At 66.6% G+C, this 23,571-nt stretch carries 26 protein-coding genes and 1 tRNA gene; 14 read left to right on the forward strand and 13 right to left on the reverse strand.

Translation table 11 applies throughout. From position 1 onward, the window contains the following. Window positions 1–72 precede the first annotated feature (72 nt). Window positions 73–504 (forward strand): DUF5796 family protein, encoded by a 432-nt coding sequence (locus P0204_RS02600; protein ID WP_276221402.1) that lies wholly within the window; start codon window positions 73–75, stop codon window positions 502–504. A 30-nt stretch (window positions 505–534) separates the two neighbouring features. Here the strand turns inward: P0204_RS02600 and P0204_RS02605 are convergent, their stop codons facing one another. Continuing rightward, on the reverse strand, window positions 535–810 hold the full coding sequence (locus tag P0204_RS02605) for a PadR family transcriptional regulator (protein ID WP_276221403.1): 276 nt from the start codon (window positions 808–810) through the stop codon (window positions 535–537). A 577-nt stretch (window positions 811–1,387) separates the two neighbouring features. Between P0204_RS02605 and P0204_RS02610 the strand changes: the two genes are divergently transcribed. Continuing rightward, window positions 1,388–2,107, forward strand: coding sequence for a DUF7117 family protein (locus P0204_RS02610; RefSeq protein WP_276221404.1), 720 nt, complete (start codon window positions 1,388–1,390; stop codon window positions 2,105–2,107). 1 nt (window position 2,108) lies between these two features. On the opposite strand, the gene P0204_RS02615 is transcribed toward P0204_RS02610, so the two are convergent. The 5 genes from P0204_RS02615 to glyA all read right to left on the reverse strand — a co-directional run bounded on the left by P0204_RS02615 (window position 2,109) and on the right by glyA (window position 6,291). Then, window positions 2,109–2,603: an NUDIX hydrolase gene (locus P0204_RS02615; RefSeq protein WP_276221406.1), complete on the reverse strand. Its 495-nt coding sequence runs from the start codon at window positions 2,601–2,603 to the stop codon at window positions 2,109–2,111. Between the two features lie 3 nt (window positions 2,604–2,606). Next, a complete protein-coding gene (locus tag P0204_RS02620; protein ID WP_276221408.1) occupies window positions 2,607–3,500 on the reverse strand; it encodes a bifunctional methylenetetrahydrofolate dehydrogenase/methenyltetrahydrofolate cyclohydrolase in 894 nt (297 codons plus the stop codon). Window positions 3,501–3,579: 79 nt separating this feature from the next. Further along, a complete protein-coding gene (locus P0204_RS02625) occupies window positions 3,580–4,140 on the reverse strand; it encodes a hypothetical protein (RefSeq protein WP_276221410.1) in 561 nt (186 codons plus the stop codon). A gap of 37 nt (window positions 4,141–4,177) precedes the next feature. After that, window positions 4,178–4,996 (reverse strand): alpha/beta fold hydrolase, encoded by an 819-nt coding sequence (locus tag P0204_RS02630; RefSeq protein ID WP_276221412.1) that lies wholly within the window; start codon window positions 4,994–4,996, stop codon window positions 4,178–4,180. A gap of 47 nt (window positions 4,997–5,043) precedes the next feature. Continuing rightward, a complete protein-coding gene (gene glyA, locus P0204_RS02635; protein ID WP_276221413.1) occupies window positions 5,044–6,291 on the reverse strand; it encodes a serine hydroxymethyltransferase in 1,248 nt (415 codons plus the stop codon). Between the two features lie 164 nt (window positions 6,292–6,455). Between glyA and P0204_RS02640 the strand changes: the two genes are divergently transcribed. The 3 genes from P0204_RS02640 to P0204_RS02650 all read left to right on the forward strand — a co-directional run bounded on the left by P0204_RS02640 (window position 6,456) and on the right by P0204_RS02650 (window position 11,303). Beyond that, on the forward strand, window positions 6,456–8,540 hold the full coding sequence (locus tag P0204_RS02640) for a hypothetical protein (RefSeq protein WP_276221415.1): 2,085 nt from the start codon (window positions 6,456–6,458) through the stop codon (window positions 8,538–8,540). A 204-nt stretch (window positions 8,541–8,744) separates the two neighbouring features. Then, window positions 8,745–9,563 carry a transcriptional regulator TbsP gene (gene tbsP / locus P0204_RS02645; protein ID WP_276221416.1) on the forward strand — a complete coding sequence of 273 codons (819 nt, stop codon included), beginning with the start codon at window positions 8,745–8,747 and terminating at the stop codon, window positions 9,561–9,563. Between the two features lie 45 nt (window positions 9,564–9,608). Then, window positions 9,609–11,303 carry a YcaO-like family protein gene (locus P0204_RS02650; protein ID WP_276221418.1) on the forward strand — a complete coding sequence of 565 codons (1,695 nt, stop codon included), beginning with the start codon at window positions 9,609–9,611 and terminating at the stop codon, window positions 11,301–11,303. A 7-nt stretch (window positions 11,304–11,310) separates the two neighbouring features. Here the strand turns inward: P0204_RS02650 and P0204_RS02655 are convergent, their stop codons facing one another. The 4 genes from P0204_RS02655 to P0204_RS02670 form a co-directional block, all read right to left on the reverse strand. Next, window positions 11,311–12,459 carry a DUF63 family protein gene (locus tag P0204_RS02655; RefSeq protein ID WP_276221419.1) on the reverse strand — a complete coding sequence of 383 codons (1,149 nt, stop codon included), beginning with the start codon at window positions 12,457–12,459 and terminating at the stop codon, window positions 11,311–11,313. A gap of 70 nt (window positions 12,460–12,529) precedes the next feature. Further along, on the reverse strand, window positions 12,530–13,351 hold the full coding sequence (locus P0204_RS02660; protein WP_276221421.1) for an inositol monophosphatase family protein: 822 nt from the start codon (window positions 13,349–13,351) through the stop codon (window positions 12,530–12,532). A gap of 53 nt (window positions 13,352–13,404) precedes the next feature. Further along, entirely contained in the window at window positions 13,405–13,605 is a 201-nt protein-coding gene (locus P0204_RS02665; protein ID WP_276221423.1) for a hypothetical protein, read from the reverse strand. A gap of 509 nt (window positions 13,606–14,114) precedes the next feature. Then, window positions 14,115–14,198 (reverse strand) — tRNA-Leu (locus tag P0204_RS02670). Window positions 14,199–14,389: 191 nt separating this feature from the next. Between P0204_RS02670 and P0204_RS02675 the strand changes: the two genes are divergently transcribed. Genes P0204_RS02675 through P0204_RS02685 form a run of 3 tightly spaced genes read left to right on the forward strand, consistent with a single transcriptional unit; the run spans window position 14,390 to window position 15,966 of the window. Continuing rightward, window positions 14,390–14,608: a hypothetical protein gene (locus P0204_RS02675; protein WP_276221425.1), complete on the forward strand. Its 219-nt coding sequence runs from the start codon at window positions 14,390–14,392 to the stop codon at window positions 14,606–14,608. Between the two features lie 42 nt (window positions 14,609–14,650). Next, window positions 14,651–15,133 carry a DUF309 domain-containing protein gene (locus P0204_RS02680; RefSeq protein WP_276221427.1) on the forward strand — a complete coding sequence of 161 codons (483 nt, stop codon included), beginning with the start codon at window positions 14,651–14,653 and terminating at the stop codon, window positions 15,131–15,133. A 44-nt stretch (window positions 15,134–15,177) separates the two neighbouring features. Continuing rightward, window positions 15,178–15,966, forward strand: coding sequence for a M14 family metallopeptidase (locus tag P0204_RS02685; protein ID WP_276221430.1), 789 nt, complete (start codon window positions 15,178–15,180; stop codon window positions 15,964–15,966). A gap of 2 nt (window positions 15,967–15,968) precedes the next feature. Here the strand turns inward: P0204_RS02685 and P0204_RS02690 are convergent, their stop codons facing one another. Further along, window positions 15,969–16,862: a J domain-containing protein gene (locus P0204_RS02690; RefSeq protein WP_276221432.1), complete on the reverse strand. Its 894-nt coding sequence runs from the start codon at window positions 16,860–16,862 to the stop codon at window positions 15,969–15,971. A 58-nt stretch (window positions 16,863–16,920) separates the two neighbouring features. Beyond that, entirely contained in the window at window positions 16,921–17,214 is a 294-nt protein-coding gene (locus tag P0204_RS02695; RefSeq protein WP_276221433.1) for a DUF8066 domain-containing protein, read from the reverse strand. Window positions 17,215–17,295: 81 nt separating this feature from the next. Between P0204_RS02695 and P0204_RS02700 the strand changes: the two genes are divergently transcribed. The 6 genes from P0204_RS02700 (at window position 17,296) to P0204_RS02725 (ending at window position 23,073) form a co-directional block, all read left to right on the forward strand. Next, window positions 17,296–18,252 (forward strand): 1,4-dihydroxy-2-naphthoyl-CoA synthase, encoded by a 957-nt coding sequence (locus P0204_RS02700; RefSeq protein WP_276221435.1) that lies wholly within the window; start codon window positions 17,296–17,298, stop codon window positions 18,250–18,252. 164 nt (window positions 18,253–18,416) lie between these two features. After that, entirely contained in the window at window positions 18,417–19,373 is a 957-nt protein-coding gene (locus tag P0204_RS02705) for a 1,4-dihydroxy-2-naphthoate polyprenyltransferase (RefSeq protein ID WP_276221437.1), read from the forward strand. Beyond that, window positions 19,370–20,425: a mandelate racemase/muconate lactonizing enzyme family protein gene (locus P0204_RS02710; RefSeq protein WP_276221439.1), complete on the forward strand. Its 1,056-nt coding sequence runs from the start codon at window positions 19,370–19,372 to the stop codon at window positions 20,423–20,425. Before P0204_RS02705 ends, P0204_RS02710 begins: the two co-directional genes overlap by 4 nt. Further along, complete coding sequence (locus P0204_RS02715; protein ID WP_276221440.1) at window positions 20,418–21,914, forward strand: class I adenylate-forming enzyme family protein; 1,497 nt, start codon at window positions 20,418–20,420, stop codon at window positions 21,912–21,914. The genes P0204_RS02710 and P0204_RS02715 overlap by 8 nt, the downstream gene beginning before the upstream one ends. Window positions 21,915–21,956: 42 nt before the next feature. Continuing rightward, window positions 21,957–22,694: an NRDE family protein gene (locus P0204_RS02720; RefSeq protein ID WP_276221442.1), complete on the forward strand. Its 738-nt coding sequence runs from the start codon at window positions 21,957–21,959 to the stop codon at window positions 22,692–22,694. A 28-nt stretch (window positions 22,695–22,722) separates the two neighbouring features. Beyond that, window positions 22,723–23,073 (forward strand): helix-turn-helix transcriptional regulator, encoded by a 351-nt coding sequence (locus tag P0204_RS02725; RefSeq protein WP_276221444.1) that lies wholly within the window; start codon window positions 22,723–22,725, stop codon window positions 23,071–23,073. A gap of 70 nt (window positions 23,074–23,143) precedes the next feature. Here the strand turns inward: P0204_RS02725 and P0204_RS02730 are convergent, their stop codons facing one another. Beyond that, complete coding sequence (locus tag P0204_RS02730; RefSeq protein ID WP_276221445.1) at window positions 23,144–23,569, reverse strand: hypothetical protein; 426 nt, start codon at window positions 23,567–23,569, stop codon at window positions 23,144–23,146. Window positions 23,570–23,571: the final 2 nt, after the last annotated feature.

Raw genomic sequence — 23,571 nt, forward strand, 5'->3', positions numbered from 1 at the left:
ACTTACCACCTGTGGAACCAGCGGTCGGATCGACAGCGCGTGGCTTTTGCCTACCCGGATGAAACGTCGCGTATGAGCAACCGTTCGGACATTCCGCCGGATACGCTGTCCGTCGAACTCACCGAAGACGGCGTCGTCGTCGAGTATCTCGACGGCAGGCGCGTCTACTACTACGGCGTCCCCGAAACCGTCGAGGGCAGCGTCCGCACGCCGCCCGGAAAAGACACCCACGTCCTGGTGACCGACCGGAGCGAGACCACGGGCATCCTGGTCTACGTCAACGACCTCCGGACCCACGACGACATCCTCGAAGAGACCGGCGTCGGCCGCGTCATTCTCGACGACGGCGACACTGACGAGCTGTTCCCTGGGATCACCGTTCGGGACGAACAGATGCGTGTCGTCGTCGACGTGGACTTCGAGGTCGCTGACGGTCGGATCTTCGTCTTCGAAGAGGACGAACTCGGCGAACGGAGTTACGAGGTCGTTCCGGAGACGGACTAACGAGTGCAGAAACCCCGCGGGACGGCGCCGTTACTCTCCCATATACTGCGCTTCCCAGTCGCGCCGAGCCTCGATCTCGCGACGCCCCCTGCGTGTCAGTGTATAGAAATTCGTCCGCCGGTCACGCTGCCCTTTCTCGACGAGTCCTTTTTCGACGAGCGTGTCGAGATTCGGATAGAGCCGTCCGTGGTGGATCTCCTTCTCGTAGTACTCTTCGAGTTCGTCCTTGATCGCCAGCCCGTGGGGTTCCTCTAATCCGGAGATGACGTAGAGGAGGTCGCGCTGGAAGCCGGTCAGGTCGTGCATAGGGTTCTCCTGCTCACATATTACTGTCTAAATCTTTTAAATATGTCGGAACAGAGGGTTTCCGGTCAGGCTGGAGATCCATACACCGGATAAGACCGCCTGGAAAGAGCCCGGAAGGGGCGAATCACGAACGGTGGGTTTCGAGTCAGGAATTCTTCACTCCCCGAAAGATGACGATGAGGTATTATTTGTACTGAAACGATACACCGGAGGCACTCGGTCCGAACAAATCCGTTCCGCCTGCGGTCCGTGGCCGACAGGCTGCTCAAACAGTGGCGGGCAACTAGACGGAACGACGGCACTACTGCTGTTCGGTATCGGTCAAGCGAAGTAAGTGGAAAGCGGTCGTGAGAAAACACGACCACTTGCCGCCCTGAATTGGTCCCCGCTGACGCTTCGGCCCTCCAAGCGAAGCGTCACTTAGGTGAAGGAGAGTGAGGAACTTAAATGTACCGGCACCGGTGAGAGCGTGTTATCTTTCGAAGTAGTTGTCCGAGAACCAAATTGTCGGGGACCGAGTTCCACGTCTGGGAGTGAGCGCGGAACCCACTTGAGTCCTCGGCGTCGAGAGTACGGCATGAGAGTTCGCGGTGAGCGGGAGTGTCAGGACTGTGGGACCCGCTGGTCCTACTACGAGACCGGAAGTATCGCCTGTCCGGAGTGCGGGAGCGTCCACAGCGTGGGGATCGACGATCGGACACGACACACCGACGCCCCTGCGACGCTCGACCTGACGCCGGTCCGAAACCGGATCGAGCGGGATACGGTCGAGGAACTCGCGACGCAAGCGGCGGAGAGCTGTCGGAGCTACGCCCGCAAGCGAGGGTTCATCGACGCGGGCGAGCTCCGACCCCTCGACGAGACGTTCGTCGCCGCGCGGGAACTCCAGGCGGTGGGCGACGAGATCGGACGCGGCCTCCGGATCGAGGACGACGTGGAACTGTACTTCTACGACCTGCTGAGCGGTGCCGACGCGGGCGAGCGGCCGGCACCGGACGAGGTCCCGTCGACACTGCGATCCCCCTACGGACTGGCGATGGCCGCTGCCGTCGGGGACTACCAACGTGACCTCCGGACGTACCTCGACGACCATCCGAGCGAGCAGGCGCGACGGCTCTCCGGACGGATTCGCGATCACCGCAAACGGATCGAGGCGCTCGACGGCGACATCGACCCCGCCGACGCAGACCGCCTGGTCAGCGCGGCCCGCGACCTCGGCCGGTTCGCGATCGAGGGCGACGAGACCGCCTACGTCACCGCCGACAACTGGCTCGCCGGGATCGAGGACGGCTCGTAGCTCACCGGACCCGACGGAGCAACGCCGCGTCGAGGGCGGACTCCGGGATCGCGTCGGTCCAGGTGACCTCGACGATCCCCTCGTCGGCGAGGCCCGGATCGTCTGTCAGCGTCGTGGTCTCGGGGGTTGCCCGGTAGGTCCCGAAGTGGAACTGCGCCGAGCGATCCCCGTGGGCGACGGTGATCTCGCTCACGGCCAGCAACTCCTCGACGGCGACCGTGACGCCGGTCTCCTCCCGGATCTCTCGGACGAGTGCCTCGGCACGGCTCTCGCCCGCCTCGACGCCACCGCCGGGGAGCTTCCAGGTCGCGTCCTCGTAGCTGTCGCCCTCACGGACGAACAGGACGCGGCCGTCGTCGTCCTCGACGAGTCCGCCGACGCCCCACTCCAGGCCGTCCTCGATCCGACGCTGGATCGATTCGAAGCTCGCGGCGTCGGTCGCTCTCGTGACTCGGCGCGTCACCACGTCCCGGTCCGTAAACGCCTCCAGGGACATCGCTCAGGGGAGGTCGACGTCGATCCCGTGCTGGCGGCTCGCCGCCTTGACGGTGTTGTACAGCAGCATCGCGCGGGTCATCGGCCCGACGCCGCCGGGGACCGGCGTGATCGCACCGGCGACCTCCTTCGCGCTCTCGAAGTCCACGTCGCCGACCAGTTCGCTTCCGTTCTCGGTGTCGGCGTCGACGCGGTTGATCCCCACGTCGATGACCGTCGCACCCTCCTTGAGCATCTCGCCGTCGATCATCTCCGGGACGCCGGCGGCCGCGATCACGATGTCGGCCTCGCCGGTCTTCGCGGCGAGATCCTCGGTCCGGGAGTGACAGACCGTCGTGGTCGCGTTGCCGCCGGGGGCCTTCTGGACGAGCAGGTTCGCCATCGGCTTGCCGACGATGTCCGACCGGCCGACGACCACGGCGTCTTTCCCCTCGGTGTCGACGCCCGCTGATTCGATCAGCTTCTGGATACCGTGGGGGGTACAGGGCTTGTACCTGGCGTCACCAGCAACCAGGCGGCCGACGTTCTCGGGGTGGAACCCGTCGACGTCCTTCTCGGGGTCGATCGCCCGCAGGACCGCCCGGTCGTCGACGTGGTCGGGGACAGGCATCTGGACGAGGATGCCGTTGACGTTCCCGTCGGCGTTGAGGTCGTCGATAGTGTCGTACAACTCGTCGGCGTCGGCCTCGGGGTCGATCTCGATGTCGATAGCCTCGATCCCGACCTCCGCACAGTCGTCCTGTTTCATCGAGACGTAGGTCTCGCTCGCGGGGTCGTCGCTCATCAGCACCGTCGCCAGCGACGGCTGGACGCCCTCGTCTGCGAGTTGGTCGATAGCCGTCGCGAGGTCGTCCCGAACCGACTGGGCGACCGCGTTCCCGTCGAGAATCTCTGTCATCACCTGGAGTGGGACTCCCGCGAGGCAAAAACGTCACTATGACATTGTCGGCAACGGTGTCACAGTCACGCGTGGCCGGCTACGGGCACGCCTCGGCGGTGAACTCCCGCCGCTCGCTCCCCTGCCGTCCGGCGTTCGTCGCCCCGTCGGGAACGGCAACGAGCATCGCCTGCCCGCCGTAGCCGTGGGTCCGGTCGTGGCCGCGGACGACGACACAGGAGACCGAGTCGGGGATCGAGACGGTCTCGGACCGCGTGAACGGGGCCGTCGAGTGCGCGTGCAGCAACTCGCGTCGACCGAGTTTGTCCCCGTCGAGCGTCTCGACCTGCCACCAGTCGGCGTAGCCGTCCTCGCCGTCGTCGTCGTGGTAGAGCGTCACGTCGAACCGGTACTGGCCGTCGTCGGTGGACTCGACCGTGACACCGACGACGTTAGCCTCACGCAGATCGAGTTCGGGCGTCGCGGTACCGTCCGGCTCGGTCCGGCGATCCGTCGGCGTATCGCCCTCTGTCGTCGTCTGCTTGGCCGACGTGGCCGTCGGTCCGCCCGCGTCGCCTTCCGACGACTCGGTACAGCCGGCAACTGTGACGAGGCCGCCGGCGACGAGCCCGAGAAGCCGGCGTCGTGTCGGCGCGTCCATGCCGGCCCGCTCGTCCGGACGAGACAAAAGTCCCCGGTCAATGTGTGTCGACGACACCATCGAGGAACCGACGGATGTGGTCGTTCACGGCCGCGGGCCGCTCCAGGTTCACAGTGTGTCCCGCACCCTCGACCGCCTCGAACTGGGCGAGCGGTAACGCGTCCGCGGTCTGTCTGCCGAGCTCCGGGGGGATCGCCGCATCTTCGGTACCGTGGACCACGAGCGCCGGGCAGTCGATCGCCGGAAGTCGGTCGACCGTTCCGGGCCGATCGAGCCAGGAGTGGACCTCGTTGTAGACGGCCGTACCGCGGTAGGTTTTCCAGCGTGCGATCCAGTCGTCGACGAGTGCAGGCCGTTCGGTGCGGGTGGTCTCGCCGAACAGCGACTCCGCGATCCCGTCGGCCATCGGCGACGGGACCGTCGACTGGCCCGCCAGCGGCTCGACCAGCGCGGCGTACTGTTCCTGTTGTCTCGGTGAGTGGGGCAGGGCGGTGCTGTCCAGCAAGACGAGCCCGCCGACGCGGTCGGGCGCAGCCAGCGCCGTCCGCAAGGCGACGAACCCGCCCATCGACATGCCGACCAGAACCGGTCTCTCCATCGCCAGTGCGTCTATCGCCGCGAGGCAGTCGGCCGCGAGGTCGTCGAGGTCGTACGGATCGACGCCGTGTTCCGTCCGCGCCCGGAGATCGTAGGCAGCCACGCAGTAGTCGTCGGACAGCGCTCGACGCTGGGGATCGAACATCGTCCGGTCCATCAGCGTCCCGTGGAGACAGAGGACCGGCGGGCCATCGCCCGAGACAGTCGACAGCGCGTCGATCCGCTCGCGGTACATCGCGGTCGGAACCCCGCCTGGCATCGGCTGCTCGTAGGACCCAGGCGATAAAAACCGTCGGGGAAGACGACTCAGTCGTAGAGGGGGTAGTCGTCGGTGAGTTCGTCGACGCGGTCGCTGACTTCGGCGACGACGCGCTCGTCGTGGGGCGCGTCGACGACCTCGGCGATCAGGTCCGCGACCTCGCGACAGGCGGCCTCGTCGAACCCACGCGTCGTCAGCGCGGGCGTGCCCGCCCGGATACCCGAGGGGTTGAACGCCGACCGCGTCTCTCCCGGGACGGTGTTCGCGTTCAGTACGATCCCGGCGTCTTCTAATGCTTCTTCGACCTCTTTGCCTGTCGTGTCCGGATGTGACGGCCGGAGGTCGATCAGGACGAGGTGGTTGTCCGTCCCCCCGGAGACCAGTTCGAGCCCGTGGTCCTGGAGTTGGTCGCCCAGCGCTTTCGCGTTCTGGACGGTCTGGTCGGCGTAGGCCTCGAACTCGGGGTTCAATGCCTCCCCGAAGCCCACTGCCTTGCCCGCCACGTTGTGCATCAGCGGCCCGCCCTGGCTACCGGGGAACACCGCGTTGTCGATGTCCTCGGCGTATTCCTCCTCGCACATGATGATCCCACCCCGGCCCGCCCGGATCGTCTTGTGAGTCGACCCCGTCACGAAGTCCGCGACGCCGACCGGTGACTGGTGCACTCCGGCGGCGACCAGGCCCGTGATGTGGGCGATATCCGCGAGGTGGTACGCCCCGACGGAATCGGCTGCTTCCTGGATCCGCTCGAACTCGACCTCCCGCGGGTACGCCGAGTAGCCCGAAACGATGATATCCGGCTCGAAGGACTCCGCCGTCGCGGCCAACGCCTCGTAGTCGACGTAGCCCGTCTCCTCGTCGACCTCGTACTGCTCGACCTCGTAGACCTGGCCGGCGAAGTTCGCCGGGTGGCCGTGACTGAGATGGCCACCGTGGGTCAGATCCAACGAGAGGATCTTGTCACCAGGGTCCAACACGGCGAGGTAGACGCCCATGTTGGCCTGGGACCCCGAGTGGGGCTGGACGTTGACGTGCTCGGCACCCCACAGTTCCTTGGCGCGCTCGATCGCCAACTCCTCGACGTCGTCAGCGAACTCACAACCGCCGTAATAGCGCTCGCCCGGATAGCCCTCCGCGTACTTGTTCGTCAACTCGGAACGCTGGGCCTCCATGACCGCCTCCGAAACGTGGTTCTCGCTGGCGATCATCGCCAACGTCTCGTTCTGTCGCTGTCGCTCGCCCTCCAGGGCGTCTGCGACTGCCGGGTCCGCCTCCCGTACTTTCTCGTAGGTCATATTCCCCACTCAGGACGGGCCCGTCAATAATCTACCCTTTGGGTGCGGGGCATGTCAGAGTGTCACATAACCGTCATGGGGACCGGCAGCTCCCCTCCCGTGCTCCGACGGACCGATCTGTCGACCAGCATGTATATATCCGAGAAAGACACACGGTAGCACATATGGTCACCTGGGGGGTGACAGACCCGGCAGACGAGTCCGCCTCGACAGTAGCTGGTGGCGTCTCTGACGGGGATATCCCGGCAGCTATCCGCGCACAGCTCGGGCAGTGTACCGAGACGACTGACCGCCCGATCCCCCGTCGAACCGACGGGAGCTTCGCCGGCGAGACGGCACGACTAGTCCTCCCGGGGAGCGAAACGACGGTAACGTCGCTCTCGTTTGACGCCCAGTACCAGCTGACAACCGCGTCCGAACTCCCCGACGGTGGGTTCCTCGTCACGACGACGGTACGAACGGCTGGCGGCGACACGACCGATCCGCTGACTGGCCGTGCCTGCCGGGTATTCGTCCGCTTCGAGGGACCTGCATCGCTCCGACCGACCGACGACGGCGTCGTCCTTTCACTTTGGGACCGGAAACCCGTCACCGTTGGCTACCGGGAGATCGCACGCGCGACGCCGGGTCGGATCACGGTCCCGGATTCCCCGGCGGGTATCGCAGCCGGTGTCTCCGCGCTGAGCGTTGCGCACCACACCATCGCACCGTCGCGGTCCCATCCGGGACTCCGTGATCACCCACCCCTGTTGACAGTCGGCGAGTCGCTGTCGGTTCCCGACAGTGTGCAGAGCGACCGCACGGAGACCGGCATCGAACTCCGACTCCCCGCGGACCTCCCGTCAGTGTTCGTGGCAGCACCGCTGGCGTACTATCTCGGGGCGGAGATGAGTGTCGCCGACCGAAACAAACCTGTGTTGACTACGGCTGACGGTGCCGTCCACCACGAGTTCGACCCGCTGCCTGCGTTCCAGCAGGACGTCGCGGCGCTGTTGCGGCATGTCTTCTATCTCGACTGTCTCGTCAGACGCGTCGATCCCAACCGCGCCAACGTGAACCTGCTTGCCGATATCGACATCGATCCCGCAACGGTACAGGAACTCTCACCCGCCGGTCGCCTCGATCGGTATCTCGATATCCCGGCCGGTAGAGTGGCTGAGTCCCTGCCGGACTGGCATCTGTCGACGTACGCACGCCCGTCGGCCGAACGGGTTCGCTGTCTCCCCTTTCTGCTCGACAAGCTCAGCCTGATCTACCTGCCGGATGGGACCGAACTCGACCGGAGCGACCTGCTAGAGCGGACGCTCTCGGACGCATACCCGACCCGGGGGACGCGCGCCGACCGATCGTCGGTCCTCGCCCCCAACCTGCAGGCCGGTCGGATTCACGCCTGGCTCGCGCCGGGGACACCGATCGACGCACACAAGACGATCCCGGCGGCCTACGAGAACCGATACCGGTTCCGGGACCGAGACAACGACCGGCTCCAGGTCGCAGTCGTCCTCAACGACCGCGAGATGGGCGACGAACACAGTGCCGTCGCGGAGATCTATCGCGAGCGGGCGGACAGTCTCCCGATGGACGTGACCGTCCACGAACAGCTCCCGACCGACTGTCTGGGAAGTGTCTTCGAGGCGAACAACGACTTCGTCCACTACATCGGCCACTGTGACGAAGACGGGCTCCGCTGTCCCGACGGGTCCTTCTCGGCCTGTGAACTCACGGAGGTGCGAACGCCGACGTTCTTCCTGAACGCCTGTGGCTCGTACGACGAGGGACTGGACTTCGTCAGACGGGGAGCGGTCGCGGGGGCTGTGACGTTCACCGACGTACTGGACAAACACGCGGCCACGGTCGGAACCGCGTTTGCACGGCTGCTGGTCCACGGGTTTAGTATCGACCGTGCGCTCCAGCTTGCACGCCGCCGGATCGTGATGGGGAAAGACTACGCGGTCGTCGGCGACGGGACGTACGCGATTCTCCCCAGCCCGGGTGAACCGGCCGTCCTATGGCTCGCTGACGGCGACGACGGGTACAACCTCACGTACGATGTCGTCTCACCGCGACGCGCGGGCGAACGCTACCAACTCCCGTTCGACGGCGGGACCGAGGCCATCAACGGTCGTACCCGAGAGTACACAGTCACCGCCAGCGAACTCGTCGATGTCCTCGAACAGCGGTCGCTCCCGGTAATCTACGGTGGCGAGTTCCACTGGTCGGAGGAACTCGCAGACACACTCAGACAGTAACCGAACAGCGCCGTTCGGCAGTCGATTTCGCCCGGAAACCGTCTTGCTATCAGTTAGTACGGGCGCAAATAGCAGTCAGTTAATACTTCTGAGAGAATATATTTATGGCAACACGTAGCTGGGTGTTTACAGTACTGACGAGAATTCAATGAGTTCGAGAAGATAAAATTAAATACGATAGGCCCCTATATACTTAGTCATATCATGAGTGCTGCGCTACTGCACGACGACAGCCGCTCGATGCTGTCAACGATACTCACGGAGGCAGCAGGGCCGTTGTACATCGTCAACCCGTCACGGGAGACGATCTCGGAACTCGTCTCGACTCTTCAGGGAGTCGAAGACGCCCCGACGGTCCGTATGCTCGCGGACGAACGGGCGCTGAAAGACGTCATGGACGATTTCCTCGTCGCGAGTACGGCCGCCGATCTGATCGAAACCGAGCAGCTCTCGCTGCGGGTACTCGACGACGTTCCGAACCACTCCATCGCCGTAACACCCGAGACGGTCCACGCGATCGTCGAGATCGGCGATACGGCAAGCGGCCTCGGAACCGAGGACGACGAGTTCGTCGAACAAGCCTACGACCAGTACAACACCGAGTGGTCCGGTGCGGAGGAGTATTCGCTCCGGACACCTCCGCTCTCGCGCGTCCAGTCGACACTTGAGTCCGATATCGGGCCGGAGACGGCGACGGACTTCGACAGCGTCCTCGACTCCCTGACCACGGCCCGTGGCGACGGTGATGGACTCGACGAGGTCACGATCAGCCTCCTGGTCGCCGCCCGGAACGGTGAGCTTCTCTACGACATCAGTAAGTGGGGTGAGGACATCGGGCTAGCGAGCAAGGCGACGTTCTCCCGGACGAAGACAAAGCTCGAAGAGATGGGGCTGATCGACACGGAGAAGGTTCCGATCGACGTCGGTCGTCCGCGGCTCCGCCTGCTGCTGGGGGACGAACGGCTCGAAAACGCCGATGCCGACGAACTCGCGACAGTCGCTCAGAGCATCCTCGCGGCCTGAACCGAGACATACAGGCTTTTGACCGCCCTCCGTGAGTCGGCAGGTATGACACCTGTCGCCGTTGTCGGCAGCGGGCCGGCAGCAGACGCACTCACTGCCGCGCTTTCCGAGACAGGAACGACCGTCGAGCACCAGCAGGACCCCGACGCCGTCGAGGCCTCGTTCGTCGTCGTCGTTGACCGGACAGGTGCCGACGCCGTCGAGACGGTCGCCGAGCGTGCGCGGGCCGACGGACGTCACTGGGTCGCCGTCGAGCTCGGCGGCATCGGTGGCTACCCGGTCGTCGACGCCGCAGTCAGTGGGTTCGGGCCGGAAAGTGGCTGTTACGACTGTCTCAAGACACGCATCAGGGCTGCGACCGAACAGCCCGCTGACGGGGCCGAACTCCCGGACGCCGCGACACAGCACTACGCCGGTGCCGTGGCCGGCCACCGGATCGCGCGAACGCTCGATAGCCTGGGGGAGTTGGCGGGCACTATCGTCGAAGTCCCACACACAGAGCGGGAGTTCCTCCCGGTCCCGGGCTGTCACTGTGATGGCGAGCGGGACTGGCACCTTCGACGTGGGACCGACGACACCGATATCGAGGCGCTGACGCGTGCGGAGCGTGGGGTCGACGAGCGGACGGGTATCGTCACCGAGGTCGGGGAAGCGGAGTCGTTCCCCGCCCCGTACTATCTCTCGACCGTGTGTGACACGGGCGGGTTCAGCGATGTCACGGCGCCTCGGCAAGCCGCCGGCGTCGCCGTCGACTGGGACACCGCGTTCATGAAGGCTCTCGGCGAGAGCTACGAGCGGTACGCCGCCGGCGTCTATCGCACCGCGACCTTCACCGAGCGACCGCCGGCCGACCACGTCGATCCGGACGCGTTCGTCACACCCGAAGCACAGACGACCGAGCCGCCCGTCGGCTGGGTTCCCGGCGAACAGTTGGCTACCGGTTCCGAGACGAGCCTCCCGGTCGAGACGGTGGTCTATCCGCCGCCGTCCGAACGGGTCAGACCCGCGACCACGACCGGGCTGGGACTGGGAGGCTCGGGGACCGACGCGCTGCTCGCGGGTCTGTACGAGATCGTCGAACGCGATGCGGCGATCCTGGCGTGGTACTCCACCTACGAGCCCCTGGCCGTGCGTGTCGACGACCACGAGGAGTTCGAGACGCTGCGTCGACGGGCAAGCGCCGAGGGGTTGTCCGTGACGCCGCTGTTACTGACCCAGGACGTGGACGTCCCGGTCGTCGCCGTCGCGGTCGAGGGTGAGACCTGGCCGGAGTTCGCCCTGGGGATGGACGCGAACCTCGATCCGGGTCAGGCCGCCGTCGGTGCGCTCGCCGAAGCGCTCCAGAACTGGATGGAACTGCGCGGGATGGGGCGATCGGAGGCACAGAACGCCGACGGTGCCATCGGACGCTACGCCGATCGGCCCCGGTCGGTCCAGTCGCTGACCGACACGGAGACGGCGGTCCCGGTCGGCAGTCTCGGCCCGGATCGGGTCGGCGACCCCCAGACCGAACTCGAAACGCTGATCGAGCGAGTTACAGCGGCCGGCATCGAGCCCTACGGCGTCCGATTGACACAGCGTGACCTCGAAGTCATGGGGTTCGAAGCCGTCCGCGTCGTCTGTCCGAGCGCACAACCGCTGTTCTTCGGGAACAGCTACTTCGGCGACCGGGCGCGGTCCGTCCCGGCAGAACTGGGCTTCGAACCGCGACTGGACCGGGCACACCACCCGTATCCCTGAACACGAGTCAGACTCCGAACGTCGCCCGGAGCATATCACGCGTCCCCGGACCGAGACCGACCGCCGTGACGGCGACGAGCAACAACAGCCCGTAGCGGGGACTCTCATCGAGGAACTCGTCGTTGAACAGCGAGACGACAAGCGACGCGACCGCGAGTTTGACGATCAGGAACGGCCAGGAGGTCCCGATTGCGGCGGTCAGTCCGGCCGGCTGGAGCGACTCGGTGACCGAGATGATGAACGCGTTAGCCGGATGTTTCGGGTAATAGGTCAGTGGGACACCGAGGACGTCGAGCCAGTCGGCGAGGACGACGTTGGCGACGCCATCGATGGCGTGGCCCCAGATGACCAACAGCCCGACCGCACCGGTCCCGACGTTGACCGCCGGCCAGACGGAGTCGTACAGCCGATAGAGCCCGTACGACAGGGCCGACGCCAACACGACAGTCACCAGCAGGACCGACGGGTACAGCGTCGCGTACGCCCTCGTGAGGGCGGCGATCGTGAGGTACGCGATGGTCGCCGCGACGAAGGTCCCCCCGAGCACCGCTGTCGCCCGGTAGTAACTGTCGACGTAGCCGTTGGTGTCGAGCCAGACACAGGCGATCAGGGAGACGAGCGTCAGGAGGAAGACGCTCCCGTAGATGACCGGGCTGATGATCAGCGAGTTCAGCGGGTACGTGATCAGGGGGTCGACCCCGGCTTCGAGGGCGCGGTCGCCGAGGTCCTCGACGGTCCGGAGCGCCCCGCCGAGCAGCATGAACGGGACGAGCGCGAAGTACAGCTGGATGTCCTCGGCCACGTCGAGGTTTTCGAGGAGGAGGTACACCCCGACGAGCATGTAGACGAGGATGAGCATGTAGCCGACCTCGGAGACGATCGTATAGCCCGGTTCCGCGACGATCCGGCCGGCAGCGATCGCGTCGTTACAGCCCTGATACAGCGCCTGTGGACCCTGCTCGGTCATGACCGCACAGCCTGCCGCCTTTGCGTCGGCGTAGACCGGCCCCCAGAAGTAGTGCCAGAGGAACCGATCCCACACCTGAACAGGGGCGGCCAGGACGGCACCGACACCGACGACGACGAGTCCGACGAACGAGGCGAGCCACAGCCGCTCGGCCCCGTACTCGTCGACGACCCGATCGAGCGTGCTCATGGCCGAGTGACCGGCGGCAGTCGATTTCAGGCTTCCGGTACAGTGTGCGCCCCCCGCATCGCCGTTCCCATCAGGTCAGCGCCTGGTTCGCCGCGGCCAGCAGTTCCTCGTGGTCCTCGCCGTTCGAGGCGACCAGCGTGCCGCTGTCGTGTGTCCATCGGTTCCCGTCGATATCCGTCACAGTCCCGCCTGCTTCCCGAACCAGATGGACGCCGGCGACGGTGTCCCACGGGTTCATCGGGCGCGTACAGATCGCCCCCTCCAACCCACCGTCGGCGACCGTCGCCAGCGTCAACTGGAACGACCCCAACCGGCGCATGTCCCCGAACCGCTCGACGACGGCGGTACAGAGCCGACCGAACTCCTTGCGGTCGTCCCGGTCCCACCACCCCACAGCCGAGACGGCGAAGGTCTCCGGATCGGTTCGCTCGCTGACCGTGAGTCCCGCTCCGTCCCGGGTTGCGCTCTCCCCCGCCGCGTAGAGGTCGCCCTGAGCCGGGACGTACGTCGCCGAGCTGACCGGTTCGCCATCGACGACGGCTGCCACGGAGGTCGTCCACAGCGGCATCCCGCGAACGAAGTTCGCCGTTCCGTCGATAGGGTCGACGATCCAGGTGGGTCCAGCGTCGGGGACGCTGTCGACGAGCCCCTCGCTGTCCGTACCCGGGACGGAGCCGATATCCTCCTCGCAGACGAACGTATCGCCCGGGAACTCCGCCCGGATCGTCGCGAGTACCTGCTGTTGGGCGTCCCTGTCTGCCTCGGTCACCACGTCGTTCTTGTTGGCTTTCGTCTCGACGGTCAACGCCCCACGGAACCGCTCGCGGGCGACGGCTCCGCCCGCTCTCGCAGCGCGCTCGGCCACCGCTGCTCTGTGGTGTCTGTCGGTCACGCCTTGCGCTGGCACCCCCGGATTCAAACCACCTCGGTATGCAGCAAAACCAGTTAGTTCTCGCTCTCGACAGTGTCGATCGTATCGAGGATCTCGTGTGCGATCTCCCTCGCTTCTTCGGGAGTGTAACGCACCTGGTTCCCGAGGGACTGCTCGATGCGGACGTACCCATCGTCCGTCTCGATGGAGAACAACGCCGTGTTCTCGAACGGCGGCACTCGCAGACGCGACCCGTCGGAGTGATCGGTTGCCATGCTATAACGTACCTATTCTATCGGCATAAATCTACGCCCCGGTGGCGGCGTGTGGGGCCAACTCAACAGCGGAAGCGCTACCGTGGCTGTAGTGGTCGCTATGGGCTCGACGCGCCGCTCCCGAACAGGTCGTCCGTAGGAATTGCGAGGGAAGACCGCTCCGTTGCAGTCTTCCGCACTGTTACGCGAGGGACCGCGTGGGTCCTCGTCCCGACTGCTTTCTCGTCTCGGGCGTCGCCGCCTTCGGCGACACCGCCCGACGGCGATAGCAGTCGGTCAGTGCGAGGGAAGGGATTTGAACCCTTGGACCACGGGAAGACGATCACGCTCGTGATACTCGCGTGCTGCGACTTCCCTGCCTCCACTCGCTTCGCTCGTGGAGACCCTACGGGAGCGGATCTTGAGTGAAGCAGGCGCTACGGGGTCGGGTGTTCGTAGGAATTGCGAGGGAAGACCGCTCCGTTGCAGTCTTCCGCACTGTTATGCGAGGGACCGCGTGGGTCCAACAGTGCGAGGGAAGGGATTTGAACCCTTGGACCCCTACGGGAGCGGATCTTGAGTCCGCCGCCGTTTCCAGGCTTGGCTACCCTCGCACATCGATGGCACGGTACCGTTTACAGCCTCTCACGTGCCGTTTTCGAGTTTCGGAATTCCGCACTTGGGTTTCAGTGGTCGCTGATATAAAGGTTACACGAACACGGAGCGTCGCTGGGTGTCGGTTGCAGACAGCCAACTGATTGTCCTCGGCAGAACGTATATACGCCTCCCCAGCGACGATGGGGGCATGAGTGTCGCTGGCATGGCGCTCCAGTTCGACGGCGCCTTGCCCGTCGTGAGTGTCTTACTCCTGTTGATTCTCGTCGCTGTCGTCGCGTTCGCGTTCCAGGACGAGGCCGGCTACCAGAACACGGGTGGGGTCGGAGACGAGGTGGTCTGTCCCCGCTGTCAGCACTCGGCCGACGGAGCGACCGGGACCTGCCCGGAGTGTGGCTACGACCTGTAGGTCGACCGGAGGATTGACCCGAGCCGGCGGCCTACACGTGGTATGGACGACCACACGCGCGACCCGTCGGTCGATCCGCCAGTCGGAAACCCGACTGGATGGCGGGCCGACGGGCAGTGGGAGCACGCGACGCTCCGGCAGGCCGTAGTCCACGGCGTGCGTCTGTACAACTCCGGCGAGTTCCACGAGTCACACGACTGTTTCGAGGACGAGTGGTACAACTACGGCCGCGGGACTGCCGAGAGCAAGTTCCTCCACGGGATGGTCCAGGTCGCTGCCGGCGCGTACAAACACTTCGACTTCGAGAACGACGAGGGGATGCGATCGCTCTTTCGGACGTCACTACAGTATTTTCAGGGGCTCCCCGGTGACTTCTACGGAGTCGACCTGCTGGACGTTCGCACGACAGTCACGAACGCGCTCTCGGACCCCGCGGCGCTCGAAGGATGGCAGATCCGTCTCGACGACGGCTATCCCGAAGCAGGCCCCGAGGACGTAGCCTACGCGGAGGGACTGGACCACTGACCGACTCCGTAGTCGCTAAATGTCCTGGGCCGTATCAGTAGACAATGCGAGTCGAGCAACTGGGTGAGGGGGAGCCAGAGGTCGCAGTCGTCGGCGGAATCCACGGAGACGAACCGTGTGGGCCGGCCGGTATCGAGGCAGTGCTCGCGGACCCGCCTGACGTCTCGCGGCCGGTGAAGTTCGTCGTCGCCAACGAGCGAGCGCTCGCGGCAGGCACCCGGTACGTCGACGCCGACCTCAATCGGTTGTTCCCGGGTTCGCCGGAATCGGACGTCCACGAGGAGCGACTGGCGGCCGAACTCACCGCCGAACTGGAGGGATGCACGGTGCTTGCACTGCACTCCACGCAGTCCTACGACGACCTCTTTGCCCTGGTCGACGACGTGACACCGTTGGCACGAGAGATCTGCCCGCGACTCTCCGTCGACGCCGTCGTCCGAACTGCGGGGGCAAACGAGGGGCGTATCTTCTCGGCGGTCCCCTCGACCATCGAAGTCGAATGTGGCTATCAAGGGTCGTCGACAGCCGCGACGAACGCGGCGAAAGTGATCCGTGAGTTCCTCGCAGCGACCGGCGTCACCGACGCTGCGTCGACGACTCGGACGGACCCCCTTCCGGTGTTCCAGCTCGGCGAGCCGATCCCGAAGGACGCGGCGGACAGCTACGAGGTGTTCGCCCGGAACTTCGAGGAGGTTCCGGAGGGCGAACCGATCGCTGCTGCGGACGGCGAAACCGTCGTCGCCGACGAGCCGTTCCACCCCGTGTTGCTCTCCCCGGAGGGGTACGAACACGTCTTCGGGTACACCGCGGAGAAGATCGGCGTCCTGAACTGACCTTATCGGAGTATCGAGAGCGTCAACACCGAGAACGCGAAGGGGAGCCAGGTCCCACAGAGGGTGAAGATGCCGACGATCGAGAAGATGCCGAACGGCAACCCGAGCAGGATCAGCGGTGCGAGCAGGCTCCAGCCGCCGAACACCGCGACGGCGATCCGGGGCATCGACTGGAGGTAGCCGAAGACGAACACCGCACAGAGGCCGACCAATACGTTCACCCACAGCGGGAACGGTGGGAACACCGCGCTGGCGAGCAATACGGGGTAGAACGCAAAGGACAGCCCGAGAACCGTGAGTGCGCGACCGCTGGGGAGCAGATCTTCGGGCTTTCTGACCGAGTTGTGGTCCTGTCTGACGGCGTAGTCCGTCGAGGAACCGCTCGCACTGGACGATCCGGACGCCGACGACCCCGTAGTCGTGCCGGCGGCCGACGCGTTGGCTGTCGGCCCCGTGTTGTCGGTCCTCCGGCGACGCTGTGACCGGCCGGCGTACTGGGAGACACGTTCACGGGCACGACGTTCCCGGTCGGTCCGCCCGCGGCCGTCGCTCCCCGAGCCCTGGGACTGCGTCGTAGACGACTCGCTGGCCGACCCGTCGGTCTCCTCACCGTATCCCGCCTGGCGTGCCGCGGCGGAGACGTCGCTTTCGGGGGTCGTTGCCGTCGACTCTCCATCGACGTACGCGGTGTGTCCCACGCGGTCGTAGGTCTCCCGTTCGTCGTCGTCGACCAGTACGTCGCGGGCCTCGACAATCCGCTGGGTGGCCGTCTGTGCGTCGTCGTCGTCACTGACATCGGGATGTGTCTCCTTGAGGCGCTCGCGGTACGCCATCTCGACTTCGTCCGCCGAAGCGTCCTCGGCGATCCCCAGTACGTCGTAGTACGTCTCTGTCATTGACGGCCAGTTAGTTCTTGATGAGTAACAGGTCGGTATAAATCCTTGCGCCCGGTTCTCAGCGTTCGTGTTCGGGCTCCCGTTCCCGCTCCCGGGCGCCGTCGAACTCGCTTTCTGTGGCCGTCCGATCGTCAGCCCCCCGCTCGGACTGGGCGATGCGATACTCCAGCGAGCCCGCGATCCGTTCGAGAACGCTGATCAGTCGCCAGACGAGGTAGATACCCCAGAGGACGACGGCGGCGAGAACCCCGAGGAGAATCTGCTGGGCGATGACCAGGCTGTACGCCAGGACCAGGACAGTCCCGACGGCCAGTACAGTCTTGATCGTGCGATCGGTCGAGTCGGAGGGCATACGCGTCCACGCTGGACTGCCGCAGTCGAAAGTGTTTCGCCACAAGTGAATCTTTTTGCGACGTCCGTCCCCACGGGCGGTATGGTCTCTGAGCTGTTCGACCCGGATCGCTGGGAACCGGTCGATCGATTCGAGTTCACCGACATCACCTACCACCGCGCGACCGAGACCGGCGCCGTCCGGATCGCGTTCGACCGGCCGGAGAAACGAAACGCGTTCCGGCCGGAGACAGTCGACGAACTGGCGACGGCCCTGGACCACGCCAAGCGGTTGACAGACGTGGGCTGTGTCATCATCACCGGCAACGGTCCCTCTCCGAAGGACGGGGGGTGGGCGTTCTGCTCCGGCGGCGACCAGAGCATCCGCGGCGAGAGCGGCTACGAGTACAGCCAGTCGCCACGCGACTCGGAGACGGAGGGCGGAGAGCACAGCGAACCGCGAGCCGACGAAGCCCCGCCCGAGGCCGACGACGCCCCGGAGAACGTCGGTCGGCTCCACATCCTCGAAGTCCAGCGCCAGATCCGTCACATCCCGAAGGTCGTCGTCGCCGTCGTCCCCGGATGGGCCGTCGGCGGTGGTCACTCCCTGCACGTGGTCTGTGATCTGACGCTCGCCAGCGCCGACCACGCGAAGTTCCTCCAGACCGATCCCGACGTGGGGAGCTTCGACGGCGGGTTCGGCTCGGCGTATCTCGCCCGTCAGATCGGCCAGAAGAAGGCTCGCGAGGTGTTCTTCCTGGGGAAGACCTACAGCGCCGAGGAGGCCGCCGACATGGGAATGGTCAACGAAGCGGTCCCACACGAGGACCTGGAGGCGACCGCCATCGAGTGGGCCGAAGCGATCAACAGCAAGTCGCCGACGGCCATGCGGATGCTGAAATACGCGTTCAATCTGGACTCGGACGGGATGGTCGGCCAACAGGTGTTCGCCGGCGAAGCGACCAGACTCGCGTACATGACCGACGAGGCCCAGGAGGGCCGGGACGCGTTCAACGAGGGACGGGAGCCAGAGTTCGACGACGTCCCCTGGCACTACTGACCGAGCGGTCGGGTGCGTCGCTTCCCGACGGCGATTGCCGAATCCGCTTCCGTCCCAGTCTCTAGCGTCGTCGACCGGTCTGGTGGGCGGCGGTGGCCGACTGCACCGAGAACTGACCCCCGGAACCACAGTCGCTTTGAACGTCGCGGCCCGACACGACCACAATGAGTACAGCGACGGCAGACGTCTCGAAGCGGAAGGCGTGGGTGATGGCCGCACGACCCCAGACGCTGCCCGCCGGCGCCGCGCCGGTCGTCGTCGGTGTCGGGATGGCCGTCCACGCCGACGTCGCGGCTCCCGTGCCGGCGGTCGCCGCGCTCGTCGGGGCCTTGCTCCTCCAGGTCGGGACGAACTTCGCGAACGACTACTACGACGCCGTAAAGGGCGCGGACACCGACGAGCGCGAGGGGTTCACCAGAGTGACCGCCGGCGGGCTCATCGAACCCAGGGAGGTCAAGCGTGCGATGATCGCTACCTACGCGCTGGCCGTCCTCGTCGGGAGCTATCTGGTCGCCGTCGGGGGCGTCCCCATCGTCGTCGTCGGCCTCTCGGGGATCGCCGCCGGCGTTCTCTACACCGGCGGGCCGCTGCCCTACGGCTACCGCGGGCTGGGCGATCTGTTCGTGTTCGTCTACTTCGGGCTGGTCGCGGTCACGGGTACGTACTACGTCCAGGCGGTCGCCAGCATGGAGGGCGTCGGCCTGTTCCCGGCCGGGCTCCCACCCGGCAGCGTCCCGCCGGCCGTCGTCGTGGCGAGCCTGCCCGCCGCCGGTCTCTCGACGGCGATCCTCGTGGTCAACAACATCCGCGACCGCGAGACCGACGCCGCGGCCGGCAAGAAGACGCTCGTGGTCTATCTGGGCTACGCGTGGAGTCGCGTGGAGTACCTCGCGCTCGTCGGGATGGCCTACGTCGTCCCCGTCGTCTTCGCCCTCGATCCGGCCTACGGGCTTCCGGCGCTGGCCCCGCTGCTCTCGCTACCGCTGGCAGTCGCGGTGAGCAGGACCGTCCTCACGCGATCCGACGGCGAGGCGCTGAACCCCGCGTTAGAGCGGGTCGGCAAGACGCTGTTTCTCCACTCGCTACTGTTCGCGGTCGGGCTGGGAGTCGCCGGGCTATGACCGATCTCACTTACGAGCGGTTCTCGCTGCCGCTGGCCGAGCCGCTGGGAACGTCACAGGGGACGATCAGGGACCGGAGCGGGTACGTCGTCCGGTACGACCACCGCGGGCACACCGGAGTCGGGGAGGCGACGCCGCTACCGGGCTGGACGGAGACGCTATCGGCTTGTGAGGACGGACTGGCGGCCGCCGCGGCGGCCGAACCCGAGGGCGGCCACACCGGTGCCCTGCTCGCGCTCGCGGCCGACGAGGTGCCGGCGGCCCGCCACGGCTTCGCGACGGCGCTACTCGATGCCGACGCGCGGGCCGACGGCGTCCCGCTGTACCAGTGGTTCGACGAGGAGCGGGACTGCCGTTCGGTCCCGGTCAACGCGACGGTCGGCGACGCCGGGCCGACCGAGACCGCCCGCGACGTCGCCGAGGCCGTCGACGCCGGCTTCGACTGCTGTAAACTCAAGGTCGGCGCACGGACGCTTTCGGCGGATCTCGACCGCCTGCGGGCGGTCCGCGAGCGGGTCGGCGACGGCGTGACACTTCGGGCGGACGCAAACGGTGTCTGGGACCGCGAGACGGCTGCCGAGGCGGTCGAGGCCTTCGCCGACTACGGCGTGGCCTACGTCGAACAACCGCTCCCGGCCGAGGACTTGGCTGGCCACGCCGATCTCCGGGGCGGACCGGTCGGGATCGCCCTCGACGAGAGCCTGATTGAGCACCGCGTCGACACCGTCATCGACGCCGACGCGGCCGACGTGTTGATCCTGAAACCGATGGTCGTCGGCGGCCCCGGTAACGCTCACACGCTCGCGTTGCGGGCACGGGAGCGCGGGATCGAACCCGTCGTCACGACTACCATCGACGGCGTCGTCGCCAGACTCGCCGCGCTCCACGTCGCGGCGGCGATTCCCGGCATCGCCCCCTGTGGCCTGGCAACTGGCGATCGACTCGCCGGAGATCTCGCGCCGGACCCGACGACGCTGGCGGACGGCACGCTGTCGGTCCCACAGACCGACGGGCTGGGCGTCGATCCCGGAGAGGTGGCCACCGATGCGTGAACCCGTCGACTGGCCGACCCAGGATCTGGTGAGCCACCGCGTCGCGAGCACACCCGAGCGGCCGGCAGTCGTCGACGCGGACGGCGACCCGACCTGGCGCTACCGCGAACTCGACGACCGAGTCGACACCGTCGCCGCTCGCTTCGCCGCCGAGACCGGATCGGCCGGCGGCGAGAACGAGCGCGTCGCCGCGCTGGTCGACACTCGCGTCGAGATAGCGCCCCTGCTGTTCGGCGCGATGCGTGCCGGGGTGGCGCTGGTCCCGCTGAACGTCGGCCTGGAACCCGCGACTCTCGCCGCGCAACTGGCCCGCGTCGACCCGGGGCTGCTCGTCTGCGAGCGCGGTACCGAGCGGACGGCCCGCGAGATCGCCGACTGTCCAGTCGTGTCGGTCGACGAGCCACGCAGCGAAGGCGTCGTTCCCCTGGCGATCGACCGAGCACCGCCGGACCCAGTGGCGCTCTCCCGGACTGACGAGCAGGTCGTCCTGTTCACGTCCGGCACGACGAGCGATCCGAAGGGGGTCCGGATCACGGTCGGGAACCTGGTCGCCAGCGCCACCGCCTCGGCGTTCCGGCTGGGCGTCAGGCCAGACGATCGGTGGCTCGTCGCCCTCCCGACCTACCACATGGGCGGGCTGGCACCGTTCCTCCGTGGGGCGCTGTACGGGACGACGGTCGTCGTCCAGCGCTCGTTCGACCCGAACGGGACGGCGGCAGTCATGGACGAGTCCGACGTGACAGGCGTCTCGCTGGTCCCGACGATGCTCGCGCGGTTGCTGGACGCGGGCTGGAAACCGCCCGAGTCACTGCGGACCGTCCTGCTGGGCGGCGGGCCCGCCGACGAGACCCTCGTCGATCGCTGTCGGGACGCGGGCGTACCGGTCCACCCGACCTACGGGATGACCGAGACCGCGTCACAGATCGCGACGGCCCGGCCACAGACGGCGTTCGACCATCCCGGAACGGTCGGCCAGCCGCTCGTGTTCACGGAGGTGACCGTCGTCGACGACGGCTCTCCCTGTGAGCCCGGCGAGCGCGGCGAACTCGTCGTCGACGGACCGACGGTCACGCCGGGCTACCTCGACGACGAGCGGACGGCTGCCGCGTTCGGGAGCCACGGCTTACACACCGGCGACCTCGGCTATCGGGACGAGGACGGCCGTCTCTGGATCGTCGGCCGGGTCGACGACCGGATCGTCACCGGCGGCGAGAACGTCGTCGCGAGCGACGTAGCCGCGACGATTCGGGAGAACGGGGACGTGACAGACGCCGTCGTCGTCGGCGTCCCGGACGAGGAGTGGGGCCAGCGGGTCGCAGCCCTGGTCACGGGGACGGTGTCTGCCGGGGCTGTCCGGGACTACTGCGAGGCCAGACTCGCGCCGTACGAAGTCCCGAAGACGATCCGTGTCGTCGATACGCTCCCACGAACGGCCTCGGGGACCGTCGACCGCGAGGCGGCACGTGCGCTCGTCGACGGGAGCGAGTGAACAGCGCCAACCGTTTTTCCTGTCGGGCACCTACGGGCGTCCGTGTGTACCATCGTCCTCGCGTGGCAGGTGTTCGAAGACGCGCCTGTCGTCGCGGCAACGAACCGAGACGAGTCGCTGGACCGTGAGTCGGAGCCGCCGAAACGGCGACACTGGGGCGCACGCGTCGTCGCTCCGAGCGACGCCGAAGCCGGCGGGACCTGGCTCGGGTACAACGAACACGGCGTCTTCGCGGCAGTCACGAACCGCTGGGTCGATACCGAACTCGCCGGCGAGCGCTCGCGCGGCCTGCTCGTCCGTGACGTACTCGGTCACGAGAGCGCGGAATCGGCCGCCCGCGCCGTCGAAGGTGCCGTCCGCGAGGCCGAGTACGAGGGGTTCAACCTAGTGCTCGCCGACGAGAACGCCGCCGTCCTGCTGGAGTGGGACGGCCAACTGGCCGTCCGGACGCTGGAACCGGGCGTCCACGTGGTGGTCAACGTCGGTGCCGACGGCGACTACCGGATTCCCGGTGGCCGCCCCGACGCTGGCGAACGGCAGGCCCGCAACGCCGACCGCGTCCGGGAGACAGTCCAAGTCGAACCCGGCGAGGACGCCGACGCGTGGCTCGACAGGGCCGCGTCGGTCATCGGCGACCACGACTACGGCGTCTGTGTCCACGGCGACGGCTTCGGAACGCGGTCCTCGTCGCTCGTAACCCTCGGTGAGTCCGCGACGTTTCGGTACGCCGACGGGCCGCCGTGCCGGACGGAGTACCGGCCGGTCGAAGGTCAGATTTAACCGCCCGACCGTTCTGGTGTAGGACAACATGAGTTCTGCGACCGCGGAGGCGGACCTCTCCGAGGACGAACGCGCCGGCCTGGAGCTTATCCGAGAGTCGGGAGGCATCCACCAGAGCGAGTTCTGGAAGGAACTGGACGTCTCCTCCCGGAAGGGGAGTCGGATCGTCGAGTCCCTCTTCGAAAAGGGGCTCATCCAGCGCGAGGAGACGGTCTACGACGGCCACAACACGTACTTCCTCACGCCGGCCGCGAAAGACCTCGAGTTCTCCCTGCTGATGGCCGGCGATCAACTCTCGCCGTTTATCGGCGACGAGGAAGTCGATCCACACGACGATACGTTCTCACAGTGGATCATGACGCTGGCCTACGAGGACTGAGGAAGCGACCCCGTACCGACCGCTGGCGCTGATCGGAGCTTCGATAGGAGAAACACAGCCTCGGCGCAGCTCAGTCTTCGAGCGCGTCGGCGATCCGGTCCAGCGAGCGCCGGACGTCGTGGACCTCGTCACGGAGCTTGCGGATCTCGCGGGTGAGTTCCTCGTTGTCGCTGCTCTCTTCCTCGCCGCCGGGGCCTCGCGGCCCGCCGCCCATCCCGCCTGGACCGCCCGCACCGGGGCCGCCACCGCCGCCCATCATGCCGCCCATCATCTGTGCGAAGGGGTTACCGCCCATCCCGCCGGGACCGCCACCGCCGCCACCGCCCATCATCTCTTCCATGCGCTCCTCGCGGCTCATCTCGCCCTCCTCGCCTTCCTCGCGCTCTTCGGCGCGTTGCTGGCGGATCTCCTCGACGCGCTCCCGGAAGGACTTCTCTTCGCCGTCGTCGCCCGATCCGTCCGATTCCGCGGTCTCCTCGTGTTCGTCGTCTGCCATGG

This window comes from Haloarcula halophila, assembly GCF_029278565.1.
Taxonomy (GTDB): domain Archaea; phylum Halobacteriota; class Halobacteria; order Halobacteriales; family Haloarculaceae; genus Haloarcula; species Haloarcula halophila.

Coding starts and splice junctions, on each gene's coding strand:
- P0204_RS02600 (WP_276221402.1), top strand. CDS start 73: ATGAGCAACCGTTCGGACATTCCGCCGGATACGCTGTCCGTCGAACTC.
- P0204_RS02710 (WP_276221439.1), top strand. CDS start 19,370: ATGACCGATCTCACTTACGAGCGGTTCTCGCTGCCGCTGGCCGAGCCG.
- P0204_RS02730 (WP_276221445.1), bottom strand. CDS start 23,569: ATGGCAGACGACGAACACGAGGAGACCGCGGAATCGGACGGATCGGGC.
- P0204_RS02625 (WP_276221410.1), bottom strand. CDS start 4,140: ATGGACGCGCCGACACGACGCCGGCTTCTCGGGCTCGTCGCCGGCGGC.
- P0204_RS02690 (WP_276221432.1), bottom strand. CDS start 16,862: ATGACAGAGACGTACTACGACGTACTGGGGATCGCCGAGGACGCTTCG.
- P0204_RS02655 (WP_276221419.1), bottom strand. CDS start 12,459: ATGAGCACGCTCGATCGGGTCGTCGACGAGTACGGGGCCGAGCGGCTG.
- P0204_RS02725 (WP_276221444.1), top strand. CDS start 22,723: ATGAGTTCTGCGACCGCGGAGGCGGACCTCTCCGAGGACGAACGCGCC.
- P0204_RS02650 (WP_276221418.1), top strand. CDS start 9,609: ATGACACCTGTCGCCGTTGTCGGCAGCGGGCCGGCAGCAGACGCACTC.
- P0204_RS02705 (WP_276221437.1), top strand. CDS start 18,417: ATGAGTACAGCGACGGCAGACGTCTCGAAGCGGAAGGCGTGGGTGATG.
- P0204_RS02675 (WP_276221425.1), top strand. CDS start 14,390: ATGAGTGTCGCTGGCATGGCGCTCCAGTTCGACGGCGCCTTGCCCGTC.
- P0204_RS02630 (WP_276221412.1), bottom strand. CDS start 4,996: ATGCCAGGCGGGGTTCCGACCGCGATGTACCGCGAGCGGATCGACGCG.
- P0204_RS02700 (WP_276221435.1), top strand. CDS start 17,296: ATGGTCTCTGAGCTGTTCGACCCGGATCGCTGGGAACCGGTCGATCGA.
- P0204_RS02680 (WP_276221427.1), top strand. CDS start 14,651: ATGGACGACCACACGCGCGACCCGTCGGTCGATCCGCCAGTCGGAAAC.
- P0204_RS02695 (WP_276221433.1), bottom strand. CDS start 17,214: ATGCCCTCCGACTCGACCGATCGCACGATCAAGACTGTACTGGCCGTC.
- tbsP (WP_276221416.1), top strand. CDS start 8,745: ATGAGTGCTGCGCTACTGCACGACGACAGCCGCTCGATGCTGTCAACG.
- P0204_RS02715 (WP_276221440.1), top strand. CDS start 20,418: ATGCGTGAACCCGTCGACTGGCCGACCCAGGATCTGGTGAGCCACCGC.
- P0204_RS02615 (WP_276221406.1), bottom strand. CDS start 2,603: ATGTCCCTGGAGGCGTTTACGGACCGGGACGTGGTGACGCGCCGAGTC.
- P0204_RS02610 (WP_276221404.1), top strand. CDS start 1,388: ATGAGAGTTCGCGGTGAGCGGGAGTGTCAGGACTGTGGGACCCGCTGG.
- P0204_RS02665 (WP_276221423.1), bottom strand. CDS start 13,605: ATGGCAACCGATCACTCCGACGGGTCGCGTCTGCGAGTGCCGCCGTTC.
- P0204_RS02685 (WP_276221430.1), top strand. CDS start 15,178: ATGCGAGTCGAGCAACTGGGTGAGGGGGAGCCAGAGGTCGCAGTCGTC.
- P0204_RS02640 (WP_276221415.1), top strand. CDS start 6,456: ATGGTCACCTGGGGGGTGACAGACCCGGCAGACGAGTCCGCCTCGACA.
- P0204_RS02620 (WP_276221408.1), bottom strand. CDS start 3,500: ATGACAGAGATTCTCGACGGGAACGCGGTCGCCCAGTCGGTTCGGGAC.
- glyA (WP_276221413.1), bottom strand. CDS start 6,291: ATGACCTACGAGAAAGTACGGGAGGCGGACCCGGCAGTCGCAGACGCC.
- P0204_RS02605 (WP_276221403.1), bottom strand. CDS start 810: ATGCACGACCTGACCGGCTTCCAGCGCGACCTCCTCTACGTCATCTCC.